General features: G+C 67.0%; 24 protein-coding genes. 11 read left to right on the forward strand and 13 right to left on the reverse strand.

Features of this window, described 5'->3' with window-relative positions; genetic code table 11:
- Positions 1–188: 188 nt before the first annotated feature.
- Complete coding sequence (locus BN977_RS11125; protein WP_051561281.1) at positions 189–665, forward strand: hypothetical protein; 477 nt, start codon at positions 189–191, stop codon at positions 663–665.
- A 21-nt stretch (positions 666–686) separates the two neighbouring features.
- On the opposite strand, the gene BN977_RS11130 is transcribed toward BN977_RS11125, so the two are convergent.
- The 6 genes from BN977_RS11130 to BN977_RS11155 are packed head-to-tail and all read right to left on the reverse strand — an operon-like array spanning position 687 to position 6643.
- Positions 687–1847: a 17-hydroxy-3-oxo-4-pregnene-20-carboxyl-CoA lyase gene (locus BN977_RS11130; protein WP_024451525.1), complete on the reverse strand. Its 1161-nt coding sequence runs from the start codon at positions 1845–1847 to the stop codon at positions 687–689.
- Entirely contained in the window at positions 1844–2254 is a 411-nt protein-coding gene (locus BN977_RS11135; protein ID WP_024451526.1) for a MaoC family dehydratase, read from the reverse strand. Before BN977_RS11135 ends, BN977_RS11130 begins: the two co-directional genes overlap by 4 nt.
- Positions 2251–3210 carry a bifunctional MaoC family dehydratase N-terminal/OB-fold nucleic acid binding domain-containing protein gene (locus BN977_RS11140; RefSeq protein ID WP_036397598.1) on the reverse strand — a complete coding sequence of 320 codons (960 nt, stop codon included), beginning with the start codon at positions 3208–3210 and terminating at the stop codon, positions 2251–2253. The genes BN977_RS11135 and BN977_RS11140 overlap by 4 nt, the downstream gene beginning before the upstream one ends.
- Positions 3207–4370, reverse strand: a complete 1164-nt coding sequence (gene fadE29 / locus BN977_RS11145; RefSeq protein WP_024451528.1) for an acyl-CoA dehydrogenase FadE29 — start codon at positions 4368–4370, stop codon at positions 3207–3209. Before fadE29 ends, BN977_RS11140 begins: the two co-directional genes overlap by 4 nt.
- A 5-nt stretch (positions 4371–4375) precedes the next feature.
- The gene (locus BN977_RS11150) at positions 4376–5380 is read right to left on the reverse strand and encodes an acyl-CoA dehydrogenase family protein (protein WP_036397599.1); all 1005 of its coding nucleotides are present in this window, start codon (positions 5378–5380) and stop codon (positions 4376–4378) included.
- A 15-nt stretch (positions 5381–5395) separates the two neighbouring features.
- Complete coding sequence (locus BN977_RS11155) at positions 5396–6643, reverse strand: cytochrome P450 (protein WP_024451530.1); 1248 nt, start codon at positions 6641–6643, stop codon at positions 5396–5398.
- Between the two features lie 122 nt (positions 6644–6765).
- Here BN977_RS11155 and BN977_RS11160 point away from each other — a divergent pair, with 122 nt between their 5' ends.
- Genes BN977_RS11160 through BN977_RS11170 form a run of 3 tightly spaced genes read left to right on the forward strand, consistent with a single transcriptional unit; the run spans position 6766 to position 8804 of the window.
- Positions 6766–7929 (forward strand): steroid 3-ketoacyl-CoA thiolase, encoded by a 1164-nt coding sequence (locus BN977_RS11160; RefSeq protein WP_036397600.1) that lies wholly within the window; start codon positions 6766–6768, stop codon positions 7927–7929.
- Positions 7930–7938: 9 nt separating this feature from the next.
- Positions 7939–8313, forward strand: coding sequence for a DUF8021 domain-containing protein (locus BN977_RS11165; protein WP_036397601.1), 375 nt, complete (start codon positions 7939–7941; stop codon positions 8311–8313).
- Positions 8314–8324: 11 nt separating this feature from the next.
- Complete coding sequence (locus BN977_RS11170; protein WP_024451533.1) at positions 8325–8804, forward strand: nitroreductase family deazaflavin-dependent oxidoreductase; 480 nt, start codon at positions 8325–8327, stop codon at positions 8802–8804.
- 37 nt (positions 8805–8841) lie between these two features.
- Here BN977_RS11170 and BN977_RS11175 read toward each other — a convergent pair whose 3' ends face one another.
- Positions 8842–9747, reverse strand: a complete 906-nt coding sequence (locus BN977_RS11175) for an SDR family oxidoreductase (RefSeq protein WP_036397602.1) — start codon at positions 9745–9747, stop codon at positions 8842–8844.
- 15 nt (positions 9748–9762) lie between these two features.
- Positions 9763–10533 (reverse strand): SDR family oxidoreductase, encoded by a 771-nt coding sequence (locus BN977_RS11180; RefSeq protein ID WP_036397603.1) that lies wholly within the window; start codon positions 10531–10533, stop codon positions 9763–9765.
- 57 nt (positions 10534–10590) lie between these two features.
- On the opposite strand from BN977_RS11180, the gene echA20 reads away from it, so the two are divergent.
- The 4 genes from echA20 to ipdC are packed head-to-tail and all read left to right on the forward strand — an operon-like array spanning position 10591 to position 14084.
- Positions 10591–11361: a (7aS)-7a-methyl-1,5-dioxo-2,3,5,6,7,7a-hexahydro-1H-indene-carboxyl-CoA hydrolase gene (gene echA20 / locus BN977_RS11185; RefSeq protein ID WP_036398920.1), complete on the forward strand. Its 771-nt coding sequence runs from the start codon at positions 10591–10593 to the stop codon at positions 11359–11361.
- A gap of 40 nt (positions 11362–11401) precedes the next feature.
- A complete protein-coding gene (gene ipdA / locus BN977_RS11190; protein WP_036397604.1) occupies positions 11402–12271 on the forward strand; it encodes a cholesterol ring-cleaving hydrolase subunit IpdA in 870 nt (289 codons plus the stop codon).
- Complete coding sequence (ipdB, locus tag BN977_RS11195; RefSeq protein WP_036397605.1) at positions 12268–13014, forward strand: cholesterol ring-cleaving hydrolase subunit IpdB; 747 nt, start codon at positions 12268–12270, stop codon at positions 13012–13014. Before ipdA ends, ipdB begins: the two co-directional genes overlap by 4 nt.
- Entirely contained in the window at positions 13011–14084 is a 1074-nt protein-coding gene (gene ipdC, locus BN977_RS11200) for a (3aS,4S,5R,7aS)-5-hydroxy-7a-methyl-1-oxo-octahydro-1H-indene-4-carboxyl-CoA dehydrogenase (RefSeq protein WP_036397606.1), read from the forward strand. The genes ipdB and ipdC overlap by 4 nt, the downstream gene beginning before the upstream one ends.
- A 24-nt stretch (positions 14085–14108) precedes the next feature.
- Here ipdC and BN977_RS11205 read toward each other — a convergent pair whose 3' ends face one another.
- Both BN977_RS11205 and BN977_RS11210 read right to left on the reverse strand, forming a co-directional pair.
- Positions 14109–16400, reverse strand: a complete 2292-nt coding sequence (locus BN977_RS11205; RefSeq protein WP_036397607.1) for an FdhF/YdeP family oxidoreductase — start codon at positions 16398–16400, stop codon at positions 14109–14111.
- A gap of 60 nt (positions 16401–16460) precedes the next feature.
- Positions 16461–17450: a cation diffusion facilitator family transporter gene (locus tag BN977_RS11210; RefSeq protein ID WP_036397608.1), complete on the reverse strand. Its 990-nt coding sequence runs from the start codon at positions 17448–17450 to the stop codon at positions 16461–16463.
- Between the two features lie 347 nt (positions 17451–17797).
- Between BN977_RS11210 and BN977_RS11215 the strand changes: the two genes are divergently transcribed.
- From BN977_RS11215 to BN977_RS11225, 3 genes are all read left to right on the forward strand, one after another.
- Entirely contained in the window at positions 17798–18385 is a 588-nt protein-coding gene (locus BN977_RS11215; protein ID WP_051561283.1) for a type II toxin-antitoxin system RelB family anti-toxin, read from the forward strand.
- A gap of 92 nt (positions 18386–18477) precedes the next feature.
- Positions 18478–19878, forward strand: a complete 1401-nt coding sequence (locus BN977_RS11220) for an NAD(P)/FAD-dependent oxidoreductase (RefSeq protein ID WP_024451543.1) — start codon at positions 18478–18480, stop codon at positions 19876–19878.
- A gap of 17 nt (positions 19879–19895) precedes the next feature.
- Complete coding sequence (locus tag BN977_RS11225; RefSeq protein ID WP_234709541.1) at positions 19896–20267, forward strand: cupin domain-containing protein; 372 nt, start codon at positions 19896–19898, stop codon at positions 20265–20267.
- A 15-nt stretch (positions 20268–20282) separates the two neighbouring features.
- Here the strand turns inward: BN977_RS11225 and fadA6 are convergent, their stop codons facing one another.
- The 3 genes from fadA6 to BN977_RS31425 are packed head-to-tail and all read right to left on the reverse strand — an operon-like array spanning position 20283 to position 24726.
- Complete coding sequence (fadA6, locus tag BN977_RS11230; RefSeq protein WP_036397609.1) at positions 20283–21431, reverse strand: steroid 3-ketoacyl-CoA thiolase FadA6; 1149 nt, start codon at positions 21429–21431, stop codon at positions 20283–20285.
- Positions 21424–22038, reverse strand: coding sequence for a TetR family transcriptional regulator KstR2 (gene kstR2 / locus BN977_RS11235; protein ID WP_036397610.1), 615 nt, complete (start codon positions 22036–22038; stop codon positions 21424–21426). The genes fadA6 and kstR2 overlap by 8 nt, the downstream gene beginning before the upstream one ends.
- Positions 22039–22095: 57 nt before the next feature.
- Complete coding sequence (locus tag BN977_RS31425) at positions 22096–24726, reverse strand: cellulase family glycosylhydrolase (RefSeq protein WP_051561284.1); 2631 nt, start codon at positions 24724–24726, stop codon at positions 22096–22098.
- Between the last annotated feature and the right edge of the window lie 28 nt (positions 24727–24754).

Consider the following 24754-nt stretch of genomic DNA (forward strand, 5'->3'; position numbering starts at 1 on the left):
GCCGACGGCCGCCAAAAGCGTTGTCGCATCACCTATTACGTCACGGGCAGCGCGGCGAAATCAGGCCGACAGGCGGCCGAACCGTCAGGCTCAGCGGTGTTATTTGAGTTTGCTAGGACCGTTGACAGTCGCGTTGGTCGAGGTTTACTGTCGGCCACCATCGACACGTACTAGCAAAGGAGAGTGCGATGACTGCAACGACATGGATGCGCCCGATCCTCCGGTTCGGTGCTGCCGCCGCGGGAGCGGGTGCCGTCGCCCTGGCCGGGGCGGCGATCGCCGGCGCCGACAGCGGAATCAACTTCACGCCGGGTAACGACGGACTGCTCAACGGCGGCACCGGCAACCGGGGTGTGCTCAACTTCGGAGTCGCCAACACCGGCATCGCCAACAACCTGCTGGGCCCCGGCGGTCTGAACAACGGCATCGCGAACGGTCTGCTGGGTGGTTCCGGCAACCAGGGTGTGGCGAACCTGGGCAACGCCAATGTCGGGGTGGCCAACATCGGCGCTTTCAACGGCGGCATCGCCAACATCGGCGCCTTCAACGGCGGCATCGCCAACATCGGTGGTCCCAACGTCGGGTTGCTCAATGTCGGGCAGTTCAATCTCGGGGCCGTCAACGTGGGCAACGGGCGCGGGGGGATCCTGCGGTTGGGATTCTGAGAGTCGTCACCACCCGGGGGCTCAGCCCAGGATCAGTCCCGACGTCGGCACGCCTGTGCCCGCAGTGACGAGCACGTGCTCCACATTGTCGACCTGGTTCACCGACGTGCCCCGCAGCTGACGCACACCCTCGGCGATGCCGTTCATCCCGTGGATGTAGGCCTCGCCGAGCTGGCCCCCGTGGGTGTTGATGGGCAGCCGCCCGCCGATCTCGATGGCGCCGCCGGCGATGAAATCCTTGGCCTCGCCCTTACCGCAGAAACCCAACTCTTCCAGCTGGATCAGCGTGTACGGGGTGAAGTGGTCGTACAGGATCGCCGTCTGGATATCGGCGGGTGACAGCCCGCTCTGCTCCCACAGCTGCCGGCCCACCAAACCCATCTCGGGCAGACCGAGCTCATCCCGGTAGTAGGAGTACATGGTGAACTGATCGGTGCCGGCGCCTTGCGCGGCGGCCTCGATGATCGCCGGCCGATGCTTGAGATCCTTGGCCCGTTCGGCGGTGGTGACGACGATGGCGACACCGCCGTCGGTTTCCTGGCAGCAGTCCAGCAGCCGCAGCGGTTCGGCGATCCACCTCGAGTTCTGGTGATCCTCGATGGTGATCGGCTTGCCGTAGAAGTGCGCCTTCGGGTTGTTGGCGGCGTGCTTGCGATCGGCCACCGACACGGCGCCGAAATCGGCACTGGTGGCGCCGTATTCGTGCATATAGCGCTGCGCGATCATGGCCACCGACGCGGCGGGCGTGCTGAGCCCGTGCGGATAGGACCAGCTGTACTCCACCCCGCGGGAGTCGGCATTGACCGTCAGGCCGGTCATCACCTGGCCGAACCGGAACTCCGAGCGTTCGTTGAACGCGCGGTAGGCGACCACGACCTCGGCCACCCCGCTGGCAACGGCCAGTGCTGCCTGCTGAACGGTCGCGGCCGCGGCGCCACCGCCGTAGCCGATCTGGCTGAAGAACTTGAGGTCACCGATCCCGGTCGAGCGCGCCACGGCGGTCTCCAGGTTCGAGTCCATGGTGAAGGTGACCAGACCGTCGACATCCGACGGCGACAACCCGGCATCATCGAGAGCGTCGAGCACCGCCTCGGCGGCCAGCCGCAACTCACTGCGCCCGGAGTTCTTGGAGAAGTCGGTGGCGCCGATACCGGCGATGGCCGCCTTACCCGACAGGCTCACTGCGTGCCTCCCAACGCAACCGTGGATGTGGCGATGACGTGATCGCCCAGGCTGTTGCTGCCCACCACTTTCAACGTCACCACATCACCGTCGGTCGCGGTCACCTCACCCCGAAAAGTGATGGTGTCGTAGGCATACCAGGGCACGCCGAGGCGCAGCTTGATCGACTTGACGACGGCGTCGGGACCCGCCCAATCGGTGACATAGCGCCCTACCAGACCGGTATCGGTGAGGATGTTGACGAAGATGTCCTTGGATCCCTTCGCCTGCGCCTTGTCCCGGTCGTGGTGCACGTCCTGGTAGTCGCGGGTGGCGATGGCGGTGGACACGATGAATGTCGGGTCGCCGTAAATCTGCAGTTCGGGCAGCTTCGTGCCGACCTCGATGGCGTCGACCGTGCGGCTCATGCTTGCGGCTCCCATGCGTACAAGGTCCATGCCGGGCTGACGTCACTGTCGGGGAAGTCGAGATACGTTGCGCGCACCGGCAATCCGATCTTCACCTGATCTGGCTCGATCCCGCGCAGTTCGCCGAGCATGCGGACGCCCTCCTCGAGTTCCACGAGCGCGATGACGAACGGGAGGCTGCGGCCGGGCACCTTCGGGGCGTGGTGCACCACATAGCTGTACACCGTGCCCTTGCCCGATGCGACCACGTAATCGGCGGGCGCATCCTTGTCGGCCCACACCGCGGGCACCGGCGGATGCTGCAGCGTGCCGTCCGGGCGGCGCTGGATACGCAACTCGTGGGCATTGACGCCGTCCCAGAAGAACTTGGTGTCACGCGACGACGACGGGCGCATCAGCTTGTCCGGGTCGAGATCCTCGGGGATCGCCGACGCCTCGGGTTGTGCCTGCTTGGCGGCGGGCAAGAACTTCATGATGCGCCAGTCCATGTCGGCGACTTCCTCGTCGCCGACATGCCAACGGATCTTCTGGTTGATGAAGTAGCCCTCGCCCAGCGCGGTCTGCTTGGGGCCGATGATGCTGACGATCTCGGCGCTCATCGCGACCTGCTCGCCGGGCCGGAGGTAGCGGTGATAGGTCTGGTCGCAATTGGTGGCGACCACGCCGACATATCCGGCGTCGTCGAACAGCTTCATCGCGCGGGCCAACGGATCGTCGTCGGACCGGGTGCGGCCCAGCCCCATCATGGTCCACACCTGGATCATCGCCGGCGGCGCGACGATACCGTCGTGGCCGGCCGCCCTTGCCGCCTCGTCGTCGACGTAGATCGGATTCTTATCACCGATCGCGTCGGTCCAGTGGTGGATCATCGGCTGGTTCACCGGGTCTCGCGCGATGGTGGGTTCACCACGGCCTGACGCGAGGATCTCCTCGATCCCCTGCTGCAGATCGCTCATCGGGCAACCCTCGGGACCTTCAGACCCGACGCCGCGATCATCTCCCGCATCACCTCGTTGACGCCACCGCCGAAGGTGATGACCAGATTGCGCTTGGTCATCTTGTCCAGCCAGTCGAGCAGGTGGGCGGTCTCCGGATCGGCCGGGTTGCCGTACCGGCCGACCAGTTCCTCGGCGAGCCGGCCGACCTCTTGGATCCGTTCGGTGGAGAAGACTTTCGTCGCCGCCGCGTCGGCGACCGCGATGGTCTCACCGGACGCCGCGACCTGCCAGTTGAGCAGTTCGTTGATCCGCCAGATGGCCTTGATCTGGCCGAGCAGACGTTTGGCGTCATCATGCTCGATCGGTGTGACACCGTCCGACCCGGGTTTGGAGGCCCACGTCTTGATCTGGTCGTAGATACCGGCGACGCGCCCGGCCGGACCCAGGCCGACCCGCTCGTGGTTGAGCTGGGTGGTGATCAGCTTCCAGCCGCCGTTCTCCTCACCGACCAGCATGTCGGCGGGAACGCGGACATCGTTGTAGTACGAGGCGTTCGTGTGATGGGCGCCGTCGGACAGGATGATCGGGGTCCAGCTGTAGCCCGGATCCTTGGTGTCGACGATGAGGATCGAGATGCCCTTGTGCTTGGCCGCCGACGGATCGGTACGGCAGGCCAGCCAGATGTAGTCGGCGTCGTGCGCGCCGGTGGTCCACATCTTCTGCCCATTCACGACGTACTCGTCACCATGCCGGACGGCGGTGGTCCGCAGCGAGGCCAGGTCGGTACCCGCGTCGGGCTCGGAATAGCCGATGGCGAAATGGATGTCGCCGGACAGAATTCCGGGAAGGAACTTCTTCTTCTGCTCCTCCGTGCCGTACACCTGCAGCGTCGGCCCCACGGTTTGCAGGGTGACCAGCGGCAGCGGAACGTCGGCGCGGTTGGCCTCGTTGACGAAAATCTGCTGTTCGATCGGCCCGAAACCCAGGCCGCCGTATTCCTTGGGCCAGCCCACACCCAGCTTGCCGTCCGAACCCATCCGCTTGATGACGGCACGGTAGGCCTCGTTGTGGCGGTCGGTCTCCATCGCCGCGGCTTCTTCGGGCGTGATGAGATTCGAGAAGTATTGCCGCAGTTCGGCTTGCAGCGCCCGCTGCTCGGGGGTCAATTCGATATACATGTGCCCTACGCTCCCACCAGGTCGAGACGATGCGTCGGACCGCCGAGCAGCCGGGTCAAGTCCTTGATCGACGAGTAGTAGCGGTCCATGGGGTAGGTGATGTCCATGCCCATGCCACCGTGCAGGTGGTGGCAGATCCGCATCGCCGGGGCGGCCTGCGATGTCACCCAGTAACCCAGAATGGCCAGGTCGTCATCGGCGTCCAGCCCTTCGGACAACAACCAGACCGCCGAGGTGGACACCAGATCGATGGTGCGCGAGGCGATGTAGACCTCGGACAGCTGCGCGGCCACCGTCTGGAAGGTGGACAGCGGCCTGCCGAACTGCTCACGGGTGGCCACGTAGTCGGCAGTCAGCCGCAGCGCACCGGCGACCAGACCGGCGGCGAACGCCCCGGTGCTCGCGAGCGCCAACTGGTTCACCCGGTGCGTGCTCGCGCCCTGGAGCACATCGGCGGGCGGCACCTGTACGTCGGCGAAGGTCACCACGTACTCGTCGGAGCCGTTGGCCGCCGGTGTCATGACCAGGCTCACGCCGGCGGCCGTCGGGGGTACCACGACGACGGCACTGTCGGCGGTCACCACCAGCCACTCGGCCGATTCGGCGTAGGGCACACCGATTTTGGTGCCGTTGAGCCGGCCGCCGGTGAAGGTGACGGTCGGCCGCTCGGGCAGCGACGAGCCCGGCTCGTTGAGGGCGGCCGACAGCACCGCTCCCTTGGCCACCCCGGCAAGGTAGCGATCCTGCTGCTCGGCGGAGGCCAGGTCGAGCAGCGGCACCAGCCCGAGACCGAGCGTCGCCAGCGCCGGGCTGATGGTGCCGTGCCGGCCGATCTCGGTCAGCGCGGTCGCCACCTCGAGCAGTCCGAGACCGTCACCGCCGAGGCGCTCAGGTGCGGCGAGCGCAAGTACGCCACCGGAAACCAGTGCGTCCCAACTGTTGTCCCGATCCAGCACAGACGTCACCACATCGATGACGGCCTGTTGCTCCGGGTTCGGTGCGAAGTCCACCCGTGTACTCCTAATTCAGTGCGCGACCGGGCACTTACCGGTGTAATCGACCTGCCAATGCTTAATACCATTGAGCCAGCCGGACTTCAGCCGCTCGGGCGTACCGATGGGCTTCAGGTCGGGCATGTGATCGGCGACCGCGTTGAAAATCAGGTTGATGGTCATCCGGGCCAGGTTCGCGCCGATGCAGTAGTGCGCGCCGGTGCCGCCGAAGCCGACGTGCGGGTTCGGGTTGCGCAGGATGTTGAATGCATGCGGATCCTCGAAGACCTCGTCGTCGAAGTTGGCCGACCGGTAGGACATCACCACCCGCTGGCCCTTCTTGATCTGCACGCCGGCCAGTTCGGTGTCCTCCAGCGCGGTGCGCTGGAAGGCCGACACCGGGGTGGCCCAGCGGACGATCTCGTCGGCGGCGGTCTCCGGGCGTTCCTTCTTGTACAGCTCCCACTGCTCGGGATGCTGCGAGAAGGCGATCATGCCGTGGGTGATCGAGTTGCGGGTGGTCTCGTTGCCGGCCACCGCGAGCATCACGACGAAGAAGCCGAACTCGTCATCGGAGAGCTTCTCACCGTCGATATCGGCCTCGATCAGCTTGGTGACGATGTCCTCGGTCGGGTTCTTGGCCCGCTCCTCGGCCATCTTCATGGCGTAGCTGATGAGTTCGAACGACGACATGGCCGGATCGACGTCGGCGTACTCGGGATCCTCGCCGGCGGTCATCTCGTTGGACCAGCGGAACAACTTGTCGCGGTCCTCCTGCGGAACACCGAGCAGTCCGGCGATGGCCTGCAGCGGCAGCTCGCAGGACACCTGCTCCACGAAATCGCCGGAGCCCTCGGCGGCGGCGGTCTGCGCGATCTTCTGGGCGCGCTCGGCGAGTTCGGCCTCCAGCCGGCCGATGGCCCGCGGGGTGAACCCGCGGGAGACGATCTTGCGCAGCCGGGTGTGCTGCGGGGCGTCCATGTTCAACAGCACGGCCCGCTGCAGGTCGACCGCTTCCCGGGTCATCTCCTGCGGCCACACCGGGATGGCGCCGTCGGGCGAGCTGCCGTAGATGTCGTTGCGCTTGGACACCTCTTTGACGTCGGCGTGCTTGGTGACCAGCCAGTAGCCTTTGTCACCGAACCCACCGGTGCCACCGGGCACGTCGACCCAGTGCACGGGCTCGGACTTACGCAGTTCGGCGAGTTCTTCCACGGGCAGCCGTTCCAGGTTGAGGCTGGCGTCGAGGAAGTCGAAGTCGGGCGAGATTGGGCATGGCATGAGTTTGCGCTCCTACGAATGCAACGTGTTCTAGTGCCAGTAAAACATGCCTCCACCGCAGATAAAAGGCACGGTGGCATCGTCGCTTGTCAGAGTAATGAAACGTGTTCTAGCCTGACGACATGGGTAATCCTGTCATCGTCGAAGCCACCCGCAGCCCGATCGGGAAGCGCAACGGCTGGTTGTCCGGCCTGCACGCCACCGAACTCCTCGGCGCGGTACAGAAGGCCGTGGTGGACAAGGCCGGGATTGCCGCCGGTGACGTCGAACAGGTCATCGGTGGCTGCGTCACCCAGTACGGCGAGCAGTCCAACAACATCACCCGCGTCGGCTGGCTGACCGCGGGCCTGCCCGAGCACGTCGGCGCCACCACGATCGACTGCCAGTGCGGTAGCGCCCAGCAGGCCAACCACCTGATCGCCGGCCTGATCGCCACCGGCGCCATCGATATCGGCATCGCGTGCGGCATCGAGGCGATGAGCCGGGTCGGCCTGGGCGCCAACGCCGGCCCGGACCGCAGCCTGATCCGGGCGTCGTCGTGGGATATCGACATGCCCAACCAGTTCGAGGCCGCCGAGCGGATTGCCAAGCGCCGCGGCATCACCCGCGCCGACATCGACGCCCTCGGCCTGGCCTCCCAGCTCAAGGCCAAGCAGGCTTGGGCCGAGGGCCGCTTCGACCGCGAGATCTCGCCCATCTCCGCCCCGGTGCTCGACGAGAACAAGCAACCGACCGCCGAATGGGCGCCGGTGACCCGCGATCAGGGCCTGCGCGACACCACCGCCGAGGGGCTCGCGTCGCTGAAGCCGGTGTTGGACGGCGGAATTCACACCGCGGGCACGTCGTCGCAGATCTCCGACGGCGCGGCGGCGGTGCTCTGGATGGACGAGGACAAGGCGCGCGCGCTCGGCCTCAAGCCCCGTGCTCGCATCGTCGCGCAGGCCAACGTCGGCGCCGAAACCTACTACCACCTCGACGGACCGGTGCAGTCCACGGCCAGGGTGCTGGAGAAGGCCGGGATGAAGCTCGGCGACATCGACCTGGTCGAGATCAACGAGGCGTTCGCCTCGGTGGTGCTGTCCTGGGCCCAGGTGCACGGCGCCGACATGGACAAGGTCAACGTCAACGGTGGCGCCATCGCGCTGGGCCACCCGGTCGGTTCGACCGGGGCCCGGCTGATCACCACGGCCCTGCACGAGCTGGAGCGCACCGGCAAGAGCACCGCCTTGATCACCATGTGTGCCGGCGGGGCGCTGAGCACGGGCACCATCATCGAGCGGATCTGAGTCCGGCCGGTGCCAGCTACGGAAGCAGACCGCATCGCAGCGGCACAGGCGTATATCGATGCCTTGGTCACCCACCGCGCCGACGAGGTGCCGTTCGCGCCGGGATGCATCCGCATCGAGATGGGGGTCAAGACCGGTCGCTCCGGAGATCACTTGCGGCGCAGCCTGAACAACGGCCCGCAGTTCAAGATCATCGAGGCGACGACGCCGCCGGAGTTCTCCGTCGACGGTGATCATGTGCGGGCCCGGTTCGATGTGCTGACCAAGCCGCGGTTGTTCGGCCGGCGGGTGTGCTCGCACGTCGACGAGACGTTCCTGATCCCGGAATCCGATGGCTTGATCCACCACATCAACGCCAAACTCACCCCCTTCATCGGCCGATAGGGACCGCAGACATGGCCACTCCGCCTCGCCCACTCAATGCCAAGCAGGTCGAACGGCTCAACGCCCCGGCCACGGGCACCGCGATCAAGTGGATGTCGCGAGCCCAGACCTGGCTGTTCAAGAAGTCCGGCGGCAAGCTGGCCAACAAGTTCCTGCGCGGTGCCGAGGTCGGCATCCTGACCACGACGGGCCGCAAGACCGGAGAGTTGCGGGACAGTCCGTTGCTCTTCCTGCAGGAGGGCAGCCGGATCGTCCTGGTCGCCTCGCAGGGCGGTCGCGCCACCAACCCGATGTGGTACCTGAACCTGAAGGCCAACCCGAACATCAGCTTCCAGACCAAGAAAGAGAAGCTGAACCTGATCGCACGCGACGCGACCGACGCCGAACGCGACGAGTACTGGCCCAAGCTGGACGCCATGTACGCCGACTTCGCGAACTACCGGTCCTACACCGACCGCAAGATCCCGATCGTCATCTGCGACCCGGCGTAACCGGCCCCCGGTCGCGCCGGGGGCCGACGGCCGCCGCTCAGGCGCCGTACACCGGTAGCGGGGTCCGCGACTTGGCCAACAGGTCGCCGACCACCGGCCCGAGTTCGGCCGGGTCCCAGCGGGCGCCCTTGTCGATCTCGGCACCACGCGCCCAGCCCTCGGCGACGCGGATGACGCCACCCTCGACCTCGAACACCCGGCCGGTGACGTCGCGGGATTCGGCACTGCCCAGCCATACCACCAGCGGTGAGATGTTCTCCGGGGCCATCGCGTCGAAATCCTGGTCCTGCGTGGACATCATGTCGGCGAACACCGTCTCGGTCATCCGGGTGCGCGCCGAGGGCGCGATGGCGTTGACGCGCACGCCGTAGCGGCCCATCTCGGCGGCGGCGACCAGGGTCAGGGCGGCGATGCCCGCCTTGGCGGCGCTGTAGTTGGCCTGCCCGACACTGCCCTGCAGGCCGGCCCCGGAACTGGTGTTGATGATGCGGGCGTCGACGGTGTTACCGGCCTTGGACTGGGCGCGCCAGTACGCGGCGGCGTGCTTCATGGTGGCGAAGTGTCCCTTGAGGTGCACGGCGGTGACGGCGTCGAACTCCTCTTCCGACGTGTTGGCGAACATCCGGTCCCGCACGATGCCGGCGTTGTTGACCAGGACGTCGAGTCCACCGAACGCGTCGACCGCGGTCTGGATCAGGCCTTCGGCCTGCGCCCAGTCGGCGACGTTCGCACCGCTGGTGACGGCTTCGCCTCCGGCGGAGACGATTTCGTCGACGACGGCCTGCGCGGCGCTGCCACCGCCGGCCGGCGACCCGTCCAGGCCCACACCGATGTCGTTGACCACCACGCGCGCGCCTTCGGCGGCGAACGCGAGCGCGTGCGCGCGGCCGATGCCGCCGCCGGCGCCCGTCACGATGACCACGCGGCCGTCGAGCAAACCCATTGTTGTTCTCTCCTTTTACTTGTTGGCGCTGGATGCCGCCAGGTAGGTCGGCGGCTCCCCGCCGCCGTGCACCTGGAGCGTGGCTCCGCTGATATACGACGCTGCTTCGGATGACAAAAAGGCTGCGGCCCAACCGATGTCAGCGGGCTTGGCCAACCGGCCCAGCGGGACCGTGGCGGCCACGGCGGCCACCGACCCGGCGTCGCCGTAGAACAGTTCGGACTGCTCGGTCTCGACCATGCCGACCACCACCGAGTTGACCCGCACCTTGGGCGCCCATTCGACGGCCAGGGTGGAGGTGAGGTTGTCGATGCCGGCCTTGGCCGCCCCGTAGGCGGCGGTGCCCGGCGTGGGCCGGTGCCCGCTGACGCTGGAGATGTTGACGATCGACCCGCCGCTGCCCTGGGCCTGCATGACGGCGTTGGCGTGGGTGGATACCGACAGCGCGCCGATCAGGTTCAGCTCGATGATCTTGGTGCTGAATTTCGCCGAGGCGTCGGCGGCCAGCACGTACGGGGAGCCGCCGGCATTGTTGACCACGACGTCGAGGCGGCCGTGCGCCGCGACGATCGCGTCGATCATGGCCTTGACGGATTCGTCGTCGCGGATATCGCAAGCATGGAACTCGTACGGCAGGCCCTCGACGGGACGGCGCGCACAGGTGATGACGGTGGCGCCCTGGGCGGCGAACACCGAGCTGATCCCGGCGCCGACCCCGCGCACCCCGCCGGTCACCAGGACCACCCGGCCCGCCAGTTGCAGATTGATTCCAGCCGCGTCGGTCACTGTGCTAGCGTACCAAGCAAGTGCTTGCTTAGGTAGCGACCCCTTCAGGAAGTGACCGTGTCAGAAAAAGCGAAGACCATCACCACCGAGACAGTCGAGCCGGGCATCGTCTCGGTCACCGTCAACTACCCGCCGGTCAACGCCATCCCCTCCCGCGGCTGGTTCGAACTCGGCGACGCCATCACCGCCGCCGGCCGCGACCGCAGCACCCACGTGGTGATCCTGCGAGCCGAGGGCCGGGGCTTCAACGCCGGCGTGGACATCAAGGAGATGCAGAACACCGAGGGCTTCACCGCCCTGATCGACGCGAATCGCGGCTGCTACCACGCCTTCCGCGCGGTGTACGAATGCGAGGTGCCGGTGGTGGCCGCCGTCAACGGCTTCTGCGTCGGCGGTGGTATCGGACTGGTGGGCAACGCCGACGTGATCGTCGCCTCCGACGATGCCAAGTTCGGGCTGCCCGAGGTGGAGCGCGGCGCCCTCGGGGCCGCCACTCACCTGTCCCGCCTGGTGCCCCAGCACCTGATGCGCCGGTTGTTCTACACCGCCGCCACCGTCGACGCCGAAACCCTGCACCACTTCGGCTCGGTACACGAGGTGGTGCCGCGCGCCGACCTCGACGAGTCGGCCCTGCGGGTCGCGCGCGATATCGCCAACAAGGACACCCGGGTGATCCGGGCCGCCAAGGAGGCGCTGAACTTCATCGACGTCCAGCCGGTCAACGCGAGATACCGGATGGAACAGGGGTTCACCTTCGAACTCAACCTCGCCGGCGTGTCCGACGAGCACCGTGATGCCTTCGCCGGTACCGACAAGGGGGCCAAATAGCCATGATTCGGCGGGTACGAGCGAAGCGAGCGGGGAAATAATGTCTGACAAGAGAACAACGCTCGACGAGGCGGTCGCCTCCATCGAGAGCGGCATGACCATCGGCATCGGCGGCTGGGGTTCCCGGCGCAAGCCGATGGCCTTCGTCCGCGCACTGCTGCGCACCGACGTGACGGACCTGACGGTCGTCACCTACGGCGGCCCCGATCTGGGCCTGCTGTGCTCGGCGGGCAAGGTCAAGCGGGTGTACTACGGCTTCGTGTCACTGGACTCGCCGCCGTTCTACGATCCGTGGTTCGCCAAGGCCCGTACCAGCGGCGCCATCGAGGCCCGCGAGATGGACGAGGGCATGCTGCGCTGCGGTCTGCAGGCCGCCGCCCAGCGGCTGCCGTTCCTGCCGATCCGAGCCGGCCTGGGCAGCGATGTCCGCACCTTCTGGGGTGACGAACTCAAGACCGTCAAATCTCCCTACGACGACCAGGAACTCATCGCCATGCCGGCGCTGAACCTGGACGCGGCGTTCGTGCACATGAACCTCGGCGACGAGCGGGGCAATGCCGCCTACACCGGCATCGACCCCTACTTCGACGACCTGTTCCTGATGTCCGCGCAGCGGCGGTTGCTGTCGGTGGAACGCGTCGTCTCCACCGACGAACTGGTGAAAGCCGTTCCGCCGCAGGCATTGCTGATCAACCGGATGATGGTCGACGCCGTCGTCGAGGCACCGGGCGGTGCGCACTTCACCACCAACGAGCCGGACTACCGGCGGGCTGAGAAGTTCCAGCGGCACTACGCCGAGGCCGCGGGCTCCGCCGAAACCTGGGCCCAGTTCGTCACGACGTACCTGTCCGGCAGTGAGGACGACTACCAAGCCGCCGTGCGTAAATTCGCCGAGGAGGCCAACCGATGACCCCCACCCGTGCCGAGGTGTGCGCCGTCGCGTGCGCCGAATTGTTCCGCGATGCCGGCGAGATCATGGTGTCGCCGATGACCACCATCGTGTCCGTGGGTGCCCGGCTGGCCCGGCTGACCTTCTCCCCCGACATCGTGCTGACCGACGGTGAGGCGCGCATCATCGCCGACACCCCGGCCATCGGTGCGGCCGCCGCGATCGAGGGCTGGATGCCGTTCAACCGAGTCTTCGAGACCCTGGCCTGGGGCAAGCGCCACGTGGTGATGGGCGCCAACCAGATCGACCGGTACGGCAACCAGAACCTGTCGGCGTTCGGGCCGATCCAGCACCCGACTCGCCAGATGTTCGGGGTGCGCGGCGCGCCCGGTAACTCGATCAACCACGCCACCAGTTATTGGGTGGGCAACCATTCCAAGCGCGTGTTCACCGACAAGGTCGATATCGTGTCCGGAATCGGCTGGGACAAGGTCGATCCGAAGAACCCCGCCTATCGGTTCGCCAACATCTACCGGGTGGTGACCAACCTCGGGGTGTTCGACTTCAACGGTCCGGAGCACCAGATGCGGGCCGTGTCGCTGCATCCCGGCGTCGAGGCCGAACAGGTCGCCGAGAACACCTCGTTCGAGGTGCACGGCCTGGGCGACGCCGAGACCACCCGACTGCCCGATACCGAGGAGCAGCGCCTGCTGCGTGAGGTGATCGATCCGAAGTCGTTGCGGGACACAGAGGTCAAGCTGTGACCAGCTTGAAGACCCCGTTGACCGAACTGGTCGGCATCGAGCACCCCGTCGTCCAAACCGGGATGGGTTGGGTCGCGGGCGCCCGGCTGGTGTCCGCGACCTCGAATGCCGGCGGCCTGGGCATCCTGGCGTCGGCGACCATGACGCTCGCGGAACTCCGGACCGCCGTCACCAAGGTCAAGGCCGCGACCGACAAACCGTTCGGCATCAACATCCGTGCCGACGCCGGCGACGCGAACGACCGCGTCGACCTCCTGATCCGCGAAGGAGTCAAAGTCGCCTCCTTCGCCCTGGCCCCCAAGCCCGACCTGATCGCCAAGCTCAAAGACGCCGGCGTGGTGGTCATTCCGTCGGTGGGGCTGGCCAAGCACGCCAAGAAGGTGGCGAGCTGGGGTGCCGACGCGGTGATCGTGCAGGGCGGTGAGGGCGGCGGCCACACCGGTCCGATCGCCACCACCCTGCTGCTGCCGTCGGTACTCGACGCGGTCGCCGACACCGGGATGCCGGTGGTGGCCGCCGGCGGGTTCTTCGACGGTCGCGGACTCGCCGCCGCCTTGACGTACGGCGCGGCCGGCGTCGCGATGGGCACCCGCTTCCTGCTGACGGCGGATTCGACGGTGCCCGACGCGGTCAAGCGCCGCTACCTGGATGCGGCGCTGGACGGCACCGTGGTGTCCACCCGGGTGGACGGGATGCCGCACCGCGTGCTGCGCACCGGCCTGGTCGAGAAGCTGGAAAGCGGTTCGCCGGTACGGGGTTTGGCCGCCGCGGTGGCCAACGCCCAGAAGTTCAAGAAGATGTCCGGCATGACCTGGAAGTCGATGATCACCGACGGTCTGGCGATGCGGCACGGCAAAGACCTCACCTGGTCGCAGGTGGTGATGGCGGCCAACACCCCGATGCTGCTCAAGGCCGGGCTGGTCGAGGGCAACACCGAGGCCGGCGTGCTGGCCTCGGGCCAGGTGGCCGGCATCCTCGACGACCTGCCGACCTGCGCCGAACTGGTCCCGGCGATCGTCGCCGAGGCGATCGAACATCTGGAGTCGGCCGCCAAGTACATCCAGGCCTGACTCCGGCGGCGCTCGTCGCCGGGGTCAGCCCGAGCGCTCCACCCGGACCTTGATGTTCTTCATGATCGGCTGATCGCTTTGCGTGCTGTAGTCGCCGATGGCGCACAGCACGTTCATCTCCGGCATATAGCCGGCGGCGTTCCCCCGGGGGATGCTGTACGGGATGGCCTTGTACCGGCGCAGCGATCGGGTACTGCCGTCACGTGCGGTGGCGACGATATCGACCTCGTCGAATTCCCGGATTCCGCGGTCGGCCATGTCCTCGGCGTTCATGAACACCAGGGTGCGCAGATTCTTCACACCGCGGTAGCGGTCATTGTCGGAGTACACCGTGGTGTTCCACTGGTCATGCGACCGTAGTGTCGCAAGGATCAGGCTGTCTTCGGCGACACCGTCGTCGGGCAGCGGGGGCGCCCAGAATTCGGCCTTGCCCGAGGGAGTCAGGAAGACGAGTTCGCGGGCCGGCTGCTTGATCCGGAACCCCAGCGGCAGGCGGACCCGCCTGTTGAAGTCCTCGAATCCGTCGAGCACCTTGGCCATCGTGTCGCGGATCCGGTCGTAATCCTCGACGTACCACTGCCACGGGGTGGCGCTGCCGGGAAGGGCCGCCGCCGCCATACCGGCGATGATGGCCGGCTCCGACATCAGCTCGGGGGATGCGGGCTTCTTCATCCCCCGGGACAGATGCACCATGCTCATCGAATCCTCCACCGACGACGACTGCACGCCCGAGCGTTGGTGGTCCTTCTCGGTCCGGCCGAGGCAGGGCAGGATCAGCGCACGGCGGCCGTGGACGACGTGACTACGGTTCAGTTTGGTACTGACCTGCACGGTGAGCTCGCATTTCCGGAGCCCGGCATAGGTGTATTCGGTGTCGGGTGCGGCGGCGGCGAAATTGCCTCCCATACCCACGAACACCTTCAGTGCGCCGCTGTGCATGGCTTCGATGGTCCTGACGGTGTCCAGTCCGTGCGCGCGGGGCGGGTCGATCTTGCAGACCTCGGCCAGCCTGTCCAGGAATTCCTCGGTGGGTCGGTGATCGATACCGCAGGTGCGGTTGCCCTGCACATTGCTGTGGCCGCGTACCGGCGACGGGCCGGCGCCTTCCCGGCCCAGATTCCCGCGCAGCAGCAGCAGGTTGACGATCTCGCGGACGGTGTCGACGCCGTGTTCGTGCTGGGTGACGCCCAGACACCAGCTGATGATGCTGCGGTCGGCGTCCCGGTAGATCTTGGCCGCAGCGCGGATATCGCGCTCGGACACGCCCGATTTCGCTTCGATCTCGTCCCACGGGGTGGCTTCGACCACGTCACGGTACTGCTCGAATCCGGCGGTGAAGCGTTCGATGAACTCCGCGTCGAGCGCCTTGGGGTCGGTTTTCGACTGTTCCAGAACGACTTTGGCGATGCCACGGATCAGGGCCAGATCGCCGCCGATCCTGGGTTGCAGGTTCAAGGTGCTGGTCTTGGTCGATTTGAACGTCGCCATCCGCAGGAAGTCGTGCGGGATGATGGTCCTGGTGGCGCCGCCCTCGACGAGCGGGTTGATGTGCACGATCTGCGCGCCGCGGCGATAGGCCTCGGACAGCGCGGTCAACATCCGCGGCGCGTTGGACGCGGCGTTGACCCCGAGAACGAACAGGGCGTCGGCCGTCTCCCAGTCGGCCAGGTCCACGGTGCCCTTACCGGTGCCCAGCGCGGCCTGCATCGCGCGGCCACTGGCCTCGTGACACATGTTCGAACAGTCGGGAAGATTGTTGGTCCCCAGCTCGCGGGCCATCAGCTGGTAGAGGAAGGTCGCTTCGTTGCCGAGTCGGCCCGATGTGTAATAGGCAGCCTGGTTCGGATCGTCGAGGCCGGCCAGGGCGGCGCCGACCAAGGCGAACGCATCCGCCCAGCCGATCGGCTCATAGTGGTCGGTATCCGGGTTGTAGACCATCGGTTCGGTCAGCCGGCCCTGGTCTTCCAGCGCGAAGTCACTCCAGTTCGCCAGCTCCGAGACCGTATGCGCGGCAAAGAACTCCCGCCCACAACGCTTGTGCGTCATCTCCCACGTGACGTGTTTGATGCCGTTCTCGCAAATGTCGAGCTTGAGGCCCTTGAGGTCGTCCGGCCACGCACAGCCGGGACAGTCGAACCCACCGTCCTCGTGGTTCATCTTCATGATGGCGCGGGGTCCGTCGAAGGGTTCACGCTCACGTGCCAGGAACTTGGTGACGCTGACGGCGGCTCCCCAGCCGGCGGCCGGGTGGTGATAGGGGTGGAACTCCGGGCGGTGCCGGTCGGTGTCGCTGTCCTCGGTCCCTCGGTCGGTCATGACCCCAGTCTGCTCGACGTCGAGCGCCGATGCCTACCGTCGGAGAGAATTCGTGATCGGTCAGCGATACCAGTCCGGAAGCTCACCCGGGCGCAGATCGGTGGTGTCACCGGGCCGGGTGAGCGTCAGCACCGCCCGCACGATGGTCGGCCGCGACTGCAGCTCGTCGGCGATGGCGTTCAACCGGGCGGCCACGTTGGATTCCGCCGCATCCCCGACCAGGTCGACGGCGGCGACCAGGTAGATCCGATCGGCACCAACCCATTCCATGTGCAGGTAGCTGACCCGCTCGACATCGTGGTGGTCCAGCAGGCCTTGCAGCGCCGTGTTGCGGGCCAGCGGCGTGACGGCTTCACCGGTCAGGAAGTCCATGTTGCGGCCGATGAGAAAGAGCGCCACCCCGCCCAACAGGACGCCCACCAGGATGGAGCCGACGGCATCCCAGACCGCGGCCCCGGTGAGCTGATGGGCCAGGATGCCGGCCGCGGCGATGACGATCCCGATCAACGCCGAGAGGTCCTCGGCGAACACCGAGCGCAACATCGGGTTGGACATCACCCGGACGTACCGCAACGGATGGATCCGGCGTTGCGCGGCACCGGATCTGGTCTGTTGCAACGCTTGCAGAAACGATGTGCCCTCCAGCACGAAGGAGACCCCGAGGACCGCATACGCCCAGCCATATGAGGTCGCCTCCGATTCACCGCCGAGTGATTGCACGCCGTGCCAGACCGACACCGCGGCCCCGACCGTGAACAGGCCGAAGGCCGCGAACATCGACCAGATATAACCGGCGCGGCCATACCCCAGCCGGTGGTCGGCATCGGCCGGTTTCATCGACCGGCGGGTACCGATCAGCAGGAACACCTCATTGCCGGTATCGGCCCACGAGTGCGCGGACTCGGCCAACATCGACGCCGACCCGGTGAGCCCGGCGACAACGGTCTTGGCAACGGCGATAAGCACATTCGCGCCGAGCGCGACGGCGACGGTCAGCAGGCTCTCGTTCTGAACCGCATCGGCTGCGGAATTCTCCCCCGAATTGCCCATGCTCAACCCTAGCGCCGAGGCTCCGGCCGAACGGCGGACCGATGTCAGCGCATCGGCCAGGCGGCGACTGCCTCCAGCACGCACGCCGCGCCGGTGACGGCGGCCAGCACGACGATCCCGGCCGCACGGATCAGGGTTCGTTTCATGCCCTCCATGACACCAGGGCGGCGTGAGCAGGTCCAACGACCATCGTCGATGCGAATCATCTGAGCGATAGATGCGGTCGTGGTCATGCCGATTCCGTCGTCGGGGTTGCGTCACCGCCATCGATGCCATACGTTCGACGAACACTTTGTTTAGTGATACAGAATGCATTGTTTGCAACCACGAACGGACGTCTCACCTTGATGCAATCTGGGGACGCGGGTGTCGCCGCGACCCCCGCGACGGCGGAATCCGATCTGGGTGCGCGGATCCGCGAATTCCGGTTGGCCCGCAAGTTGACTCTGCGCGAACTCGCCGGCCGGGCCGCGACGTCGGCGGGCTTCCTCAGCCAGCTGGAGCGCGGTCAGGTCAACGCCAGCGTCGGGACCCTGCGCCGGCTGTGCGAGGAACTCGGTGTCACGCTGCCCGACCTGTTCACCGACCACCATGCGCACGGCGCCCGCATCCTGCGCAGGCGGGACCGGCCGGAGATCCACGTCTCGGATACCAGCGCCAAATACCTGCTGTCCCAGAAGCCTTTGCGCAATCTTGAGGTCTATGTCGCCGAGTTCGCCCCGGGTGGCAGCGCGGGAGACGCCTACGTGCACGACGACTCGCAGGAGATCATGCTCGTCATCTCCGGCAGCATCGTGCTCGAGCTGGACGGGGCGATGCATCAGCTCGAGGCCGGTGACAGTGCCGAATACCGGACATCGGTGCCGCACACCGTCCACAACCACAGCGCCGAACGCGCCGAACTTCTCTGGATCGTCAGCCCGCCGACGATATGAGGAGTGCCCCTCGGCGAGGGCGCTCTGCCGCACCGGCTTACGTGACGAAGACGAACAGGAGTACATCAGTGCCATCCGAGGTGCCTTCCCAGATGCCTTCCGACACCCCGACGCAGTTCATCAATGGTGGTGTGTCGTACTGGTACCGATCGATCGGTCTCCCCGAGCGGCGGCCCGCGCTACCGGGCGACCAGGAGGCCGACGTGTGTATCGTCGGCGCGGGCCTGACCGGTCTGTGGACCGCGTACTACCTCAAGCGGCAACAGCCCGACCTGCGTATCACCATCCTGGAGAAGGAGTTCGCGGGATACGGCGCCTCCGGCCGCAACGGCGGGTGGTTGTCGGCCGAGTTGGCAGGCAACCGTGACGCCTATGCGGCGACGCACGGCCGTGAGGGTGTGGCCGACCTGATGCGGGCCATGCGGACTGCCGTCGACGACGTCATCGCCGTCACCGAGGCCGAAGGGATCGACGCCGATATCGTCAAGGACGGCCTGCTGGAGGTCGCCCGGTCGCGTGCGCAGCTGGGCCGGATGTACGAGACCCTGCGCTACGAACAGCAATGGGGTGCAGAGCCGGAGGATTTCGTCGCATTGTCGCGTGACGAACTGGACGAGCGCATCAAGGTCGCCGGCGCACTGGGCGGCTTGTACAGTCCGCACTGCGCGCGGGTGCAACCCGCCAAACTGGTGCTGGGCCTGGCCCGAGTCGTCGAGGACGCCGGTGTCACGATCTTCGAGAACACCACGGTCACCCGGATCGAGCAGGGCCGCGCCGTCACCGACCACGGGGTGGTCCGGGCGCCGGTGGTGCTGCGCTGTCTGGAGGGCTTCACCGCGAGCCTGGAAGGGCAGCGACGCGACTGGCTTCCGATGAACTCCTCGATGGTGATCACCGCGCCGCTGCCTGCGCAGGCATCCGACGAGATCGGTTGGCGCGGTGCGGAACTGCTCGGGGACTGCGCGCACGGGTACATGTACGCCCAGCGCACCGCCGACAACCGGATCGCCCTGGGTGGGCGGGGGATTCCCTACCGGTACGGCTCGCGCACCGATATCGACGGCGCCACCCAGGACTGGACGGTCCACGCGCTGACCGAGTTGATGCACGACATGTTCCCCGCGACGCGGTCGGTTCCCATCGTGCACGCGTGGTGCGGGGTGCTCGGTGTGCCTCGGGACTGGACGGCAACGGTCGACCTGGATCCGGTGACCGGTCTGGGGACGGCCGGCGGCTATGTCGGTAGCGGATTGACCACGACCAACCTCGCCGGCCGCACCCTCGCCGACCTGGTGCTGCGCCATGACACCGAGCTGACCCGGCTGCCGTGGGTGGGCCGCCGCGTCCGCCGTTGGGAACCGGAACCGTTGCGGTGGCTGGGCGTGCAGAGCATGTACGTGCTGTACCGGATGGCCGATCGGCGGGAAAGCGAGCGTAATCTCCCGGCCACCAGCCGGATTGCCCGTATCGCAAACATGATCACCGGACGTTGAGGGCGAAGGACCGCATGGTGCCTGCCGAACCGAGCGACCCGCACAGCCCGGTGGGCCTGCGCCACGTGCACGTCACGGAGACCGAACTGCCCGCACCGGAACCCAAGCCGACCAGCCGCAGCAATCAGCTGGAAGCCACCCTCGACGTGTGGGCGGCGGGAACCCTGTCCACCGGGGTCTGGGAATGCGGACCCGGCGAGTTCACCGCCGACCGTAGCGCCAATACCGAGGTGTGCCAGATCATCTCGGGGTACGGCACGGTGACCGGCGAAGACGGGACCGCCGCCGACATCGGTCCCGGTTCACTGCTGGTCCTGCCGCGCGGATGGCGTGGCACCTGGGTCGTCCGGGAGACGATCCGCAAGTCCTTCGTCATCGTCGACGGCTGACCGCCGGCCGGGCGCTCAGAGCCGTTCGATGATGGTCACGTTGGCGGTGCCGCCGCCCTCGCACATGGTCTGCAGACCGTAACGACCGCCGGTGCGCTCCAACGTGTTCAGCATGGTGGCGAACAGTTTGGCACCGGTGGCGCCGAGCGGATGGCCCAGCGCGATGGCGCCGCCGCTCGGGTTCACCTTGGCCGGATCCGCGCCGGTCTCCTTCAGCCACGCCTGAACCACGGGGGCGAACGCCTCGTTGATCTCGACGGTGTCGATGTCCTCGATGGACAGCCCGGTCTTCTGTAGCGCGTAGTGGGTGGCCGGGATCGGACCGGTGAGCATGTACACCGGGTCCGCGCCGCGGGCACTGATGTGGTGGATGCGGGCGCGCGGCTTGAGCCCGTGCGTCTTCACGGCGTCCTCCGAGGCGAGCAGTACCGCGCTGGCACCGTCGGAGATCTGGCTGGCCATCGCCGCGGTGAGCCGGCCACCCTCGACCAGGGTCTTGAGCCCGGCCATCTTCTCCAACGAGGTGTCACGCGGGCCTTCGTCGGTGACGAATCCGTCAACCGGAATGATCTCGTTCTCGAAGTAGCCGGCCCGGATGGCCTCCTGTGCGCGCTGATGGCTGGTGAGCGCGTACTGCTCCATGTCTTCGCGGGACAGATTCCACTTCTCGGCGATCATTTCGGAGCCGCGGAACTGCGAGATCTCCTGGTCGCCGTAGCGGTGCAGCCAGCTCTTGGATTCGTTGGTCGGTGACGTGAAGCCGAACTGCTCACCGACGATCATCGCCGAGCTGATCGGGATCTGGCTCATATTCTGCATGCCACCGGCCACGATCACGTCGGCGGTGCCGGACATGATGGCCTGGGCGCCAAAGGAAATGGCCTGCTGCGAGGATCCGCACTGGCGATCCACCGTCACCCCTGGAACTTCCTCGGGGTAGCCCGCGGCAAGCCACGACAGCCGGGCGATGTTGCCGGCCTGGCCTCCGATGGCATCCACGCAGCCGGCGATCACGTCGTCGACGGCACTGGGATCCAGATCGTTGCGGTCGAACAGTCCGCGCCAGGCGGCTGCCCCCAGGTCGACCGGATGTACTCCGGACAGCGATCCCCCGCGCTTGCCCACCGCGGTGCGAACGGCATCGATGACGTACGCCTCACCCATGATTGATCTCCTCTTTCGTTATGCCGCCGAGAACGATGGCCAGGTATTGCCGGCCGACTTCCTCGGCCGTGAGCGGTCCGCCCGGCTGATACCAGCGGACCGACACCCAGGTGGTGTCGCGGATGAACCGGTAGACCAGGTCGACATCGAGGTCCGGCCGGAACGAGCCGTCGGCGACGCCCTGATTCAGCAGGTCCAGCCACATCTTGCGCTGTTCCCGGTTGCGCTTGTCGACGAAGTCGAACTGCGGCAGCGCGGACAGCCGCTTGGCCTCGTCCTGGTAGATCACGACCTGCGCGTGCCGGTGCTCGATCGCCTCGAACGACGCCAGGAACAGTCCCTTGAGTCGTTCCAGGGGACTGTCCTCGGAGGCCGCGATCTGTTCATACTTGGCGAACAGCCAATCCAGGAAGTCCCGGAGGACCTCCTCGACCATCTGCTCCTTGGACTTGAAATGGTGGTACAAACTGCCGGACAGGATGCCGGCGGAATCGGCGATATCGCGAACCGTGGTCGCCTTGAGGCCCCGTTCGGCGAACATCGTCGCGGCGAGCTGGAGAAGCTCGTCACGCCTGCTCGCCGGCTGACCGGGCGGTTCCGTCCCCATCTCCGCAGCATAGCAACCAAGCGCTTGCTAGGTCGAATATGTGGTTGATGGCTTGGCTCATGCCGATGCCGGCGTCACCCCCGCACCCGTCACGACCACGCTCACCGCGCCCGCCCCGTCGGCGGCGATGACCAGTTGCGCCGCCCCGGGCGCCGAGACCACCTGCCCGCCGGTGACGCTCACCTGATACCCGTCGGGGAACTGGACGGCGGGCACCGAGATGGTGGTCTGCGCCCCGGCCGGGAAGCTCCCCGAACCGTCGGCCTTGGCGGTCGAGTAGCTGAACCGGAAGGTGCCGTCGCGGTAACTCCACGACGTCGGGGTGCCCGACACGGCCTGCGGATACGGCGCCGACAGCAGCTTCAGATTGCCCGTGTTGACATTGTCACCGGTCGGCGGCAACGCCGGGTCATAGACCAGCGCCTCATCGTCGTGCGTTCCGCTGGTGGTGATATCGCCCTTACCCGTGTAGGCCCACACCGCCCAGCTCATCAGGTAGCGGTCGGCGGCGCGCAGCTGCGCCGTCAGATCACCGCTGGCACTGGTGGCCCCGAACTCGTTCATGAACGCCGGGATGTCGCGGTGCTCGGCGTAATCGTGCGCGCCGCGGGCCAGGGCTTTGGCGATGTATCCGCACAGCGCGCTCAGGCTGGGCCCGCCGCAGTAGTCGTGGAATGCCAACACGACATTCGGGTCGTCGACGGTGCCCAGCATGGTGGGGAAACCGAGGATGTCCAGGATCTCGGAGACCGCCGGGTTGGCCGGCTCGATATACACCGCCGTGGTCGGGTCGACGGCCCGGATGGCCGCTATCACCTGGTTGTAGAACGGGGTCAACTGTTGGTATCCGAAGTGCGGGCTACCCAGCAGCGTCGGCAACCAGGAAAAGCCGGGGAACGGCTCGTTCATCACGTCGTACCCGATGACGGCCGGATTGCCGCTGAAGTGGCTCGCGACGTTCTCCCACATCTGGGCGTAGGCGTCCTGTAACCCGAGCCCGGTCGGCGACTCGGCGTTGTTCCAGAACCGGGTCCAGGCGTAGTTCATGGCGGGGTTCAGGTAATAGCTGCCCGGGAAACCGAAGTTCTGGTTGGGCAGCCCACCGGTCTGCGTCGCCCACTCGGGCGCGCCCTCACCGGCGAAGGTGCCACCGTAGAGGTCCTGGTGCATGTCGAGCAGCGTGTAGATGCCGTGATCGGCCAGCATCTGCACGGTCTGTTCGAGCGACGCCAGGTAAGCGGTGTCGTAGACGCCGGGTTCGGGTTCCACCGCCGCCCAGATGACACCCAGGCGCACCACGTTGAACCCGTTGGCCGCCAAGAACTCCGCGTCATCCTCGCTGAAGCCGCTGGCGGCCGGATCATAGGGCGCGATCTTGTAGACCTCGTTCACGCCGTGCAGGATGACGACCTGCCCGTCGCTGTTGGTGATCCAGGTTCCGGTGGTGGACAGGCCCGTGCCCGAACTCCCCGGGATCACCGTGCCGGTCCCGAAATGCCCGACGTCCCCGTGTGTTCCGAGCAGGCCGCCATTGCCGCCGGCACCACCGAGGGCCGGCAGCGTGGTGGCAGTTCCGCCCACGCCGCTCTTACCGGCATCCCCGCCGTCGCCACCGTTGCCGAGCAGCCGCGCGCCGTCCCCACCGTTGCCGCCCCTGCCGCCATCGGGTCCGGCACCACCGTCCCCGCCGGCACCGCCGATGCCGAACACCAAACCGGTTGCGTCGCCGCCGAATCCACCGGCACCGCCGACCTGGCCTGCCCCACCGTCTCCGCCGTCGCCGCCGATACCCATCAGCAGACCACCGGCGCCACCCCGGCCGCCGGCCGCCGCGGTTCCGCCGTTGCCACCCTCACCGCCGTTGCCGAGCAGTCCGGCCTTGCCACCGGCCCCGCCGGCCACCCCGGCTTCGGTGCTGTTCCAGCCTTTGCCGCCGTCGCCGAGCAACCAACCGGCCGCCCCGCCGTCGGGATGCGCTGCGGTGCCGTCGGCTCCGTCACCGATCACGTACGATCCGGCGGCCCTGTTGATGACACCGTTGACCTGACGGCCGAGCTCGGTATCGATCCATGCCTCGGCCACCGTGTGAACCGGCGCGTAGACGAAACGCCGGAATGCTTCGGCCGACGACTTCGGCGGCGGGCCGGTGACCACGGTCTGCGCGGCGCGCACCACCGCCACCGTGACCGCGCTGACCCCGTTGACGATCACCCGCACCTGGCGGGCGACCCCGGTGACGACGGACTGGACAAGCCCGACCACCGCCGGCACCCGCGGCACGGCGTTGCCGCTCGCCGCCGCGAGCGGGGCCGCGTAGGCCGAAATAGCCGGGGTAGACGGCTCTTTGGGTACCGAGGTGGCACGCACCGAGGGGGTGGCGGGCTCGGCCGTGGTGGCCGAGGAGGCCCTCGTCTGGGCGTCGGCCTTTTTCTTCTTGCGATGCGTGGTCGGCGGTTTGGGTGAATCCTGGCCGTCGGTTTCCGTTTTGGGTGTCTTGGTGTCAGCCGGAGTCTTGGTGTCAGCCGGTTTGGACTCGTCGGTCTTCGACTCACTGGTACTCGCCGAGGAGGTTCCGGTGTCGGATCCGGTGGATGTGTCGGCCGCGGCCACACCCGCACCGGCCAGCATCGCCGCAGACACACCTGCGGTGACCAGGCCCGCACCCATCCACGCCGAGAGTTGCTGCATGAATTCGCACGCTAACCGACACCGGGCC

The organism is Mycolicibacterium cosmeticum (assembly GCF_000613185.1).
GTDB lineage: Bacteria > Actinomycetota > Actinomycetes > Mycobacteriales > Mycobacteriaceae > Mycobacterium > Mycobacterium cosmeticum.

Coding starts and splice junctions, on each gene's coding strand:
- BN977_RS11125 (WP_051561281.1), top strand. CDS start 189: ATGACTGCAACGACATGGATGCGCCCGATCCTCCGGTTCGGTGCTGCC.
- BN977_RS11135 (WP_024451526.1), bottom strand. CDS start 2,254: ATGAGCCGCACGGTCGACGCCATCGAGGTCGGCACGAAGCTGCCCGAA.
- BN977_RS11140 (WP_036397598.1), bottom strand. CDS start 3,210: ATGAGCGATCTGCAGCAGGGGATCGAGGAGATCCTCGCGTCAGGCCGT.
- fadE29 (WP_024451528.1), bottom strand. CDS start 4,370: ATGTATATCGAATTGACCCCCGAGCAGCGGGCGCTGCAAGCCGAACTG.
- BN977_RS11155 (WP_024451530.1), bottom strand. CDS start 6,643: ATGCCATGCCCAATCTCGCCCGACTTCGACTTCCTCGACGCCAGCCTC.
- BN977_RS11160 (WP_036397600.1), top strand. CDS start 6,766: ATGGGTAATCCTGTCATCGTCGAAGCCACCCGCAGCCCGATCGGGAAG.
- BN977_RS11170 (WP_024451533.1), top strand. CDS start 8,325: ATGGCCACTCCGCCTCGCCCACTCAATGCCAAGCAGGTCGAACGGCTC.
- BN977_RS11175 (WP_036397602.1), bottom strand. CDS start 9,747: ATGGGTTTGCTCGACGGCCGCGTGGTCATCGTGACGGGCGCCGGCGGC.
- ipdA (WP_036397604.1), top strand. CDS start 11,402: ATGTCTGACAAGAGAACAACGCTCGACGAGGCGGTCGCCTCCATCGAG.
- ipdB (WP_036397605.1), top strand. CDS start 12,268: ATGACCCCCACCCGTGCCGAGGTGTGCGCCGTCGCGTGCGCCGAATTG.
- BN977_RS11205 (WP_036397607.1), bottom strand. CDS start 16,400: ATGACCGACCGAGGGACCGAGGACAGCGACACCGACCGGCACCGCCCG.
- BN977_RS11210 (WP_036397608.1), bottom strand. CDS start 17,450: ATGGGCAATTCGGGGGAGAATTCCGCAGCCGATGCGGTTCAGAACGAG.
- BN977_RS11215 (WP_051561283.1), top strand. CDS start 17,798: ATGCAATCTGGGGACGCGGGTGTCGCCGCGACCCCCGCGACGGCGGAA.
- BN977_RS11220 (WP_024451543.1), top strand. CDS start 18,478: ATGCCTTCCGACACCCCGACGCAGTTCATCAATGGTGGTGTGTCGTAC.
- fadA6 (WP_036397609.1), bottom strand. CDS start 21,431: ATGGGTGAGGCGTACGTCATCGATGCCGTTCGCACCGCGGTGGGCAAG.
- kstR2 (WP_036397610.1), bottom strand. CDS start 22,038: ATGGGGACGGAACCGCCCGGTCAGCCGGCGAGCAGGCGTGACGAGCTT.
- BN977_RS31425 (WP_051561284.1), bottom strand. CDS start 24,726: ATGCAGCAACTCTCGGCGTGGATGGGTGCGGGCCTGGTCACCGCAGGT.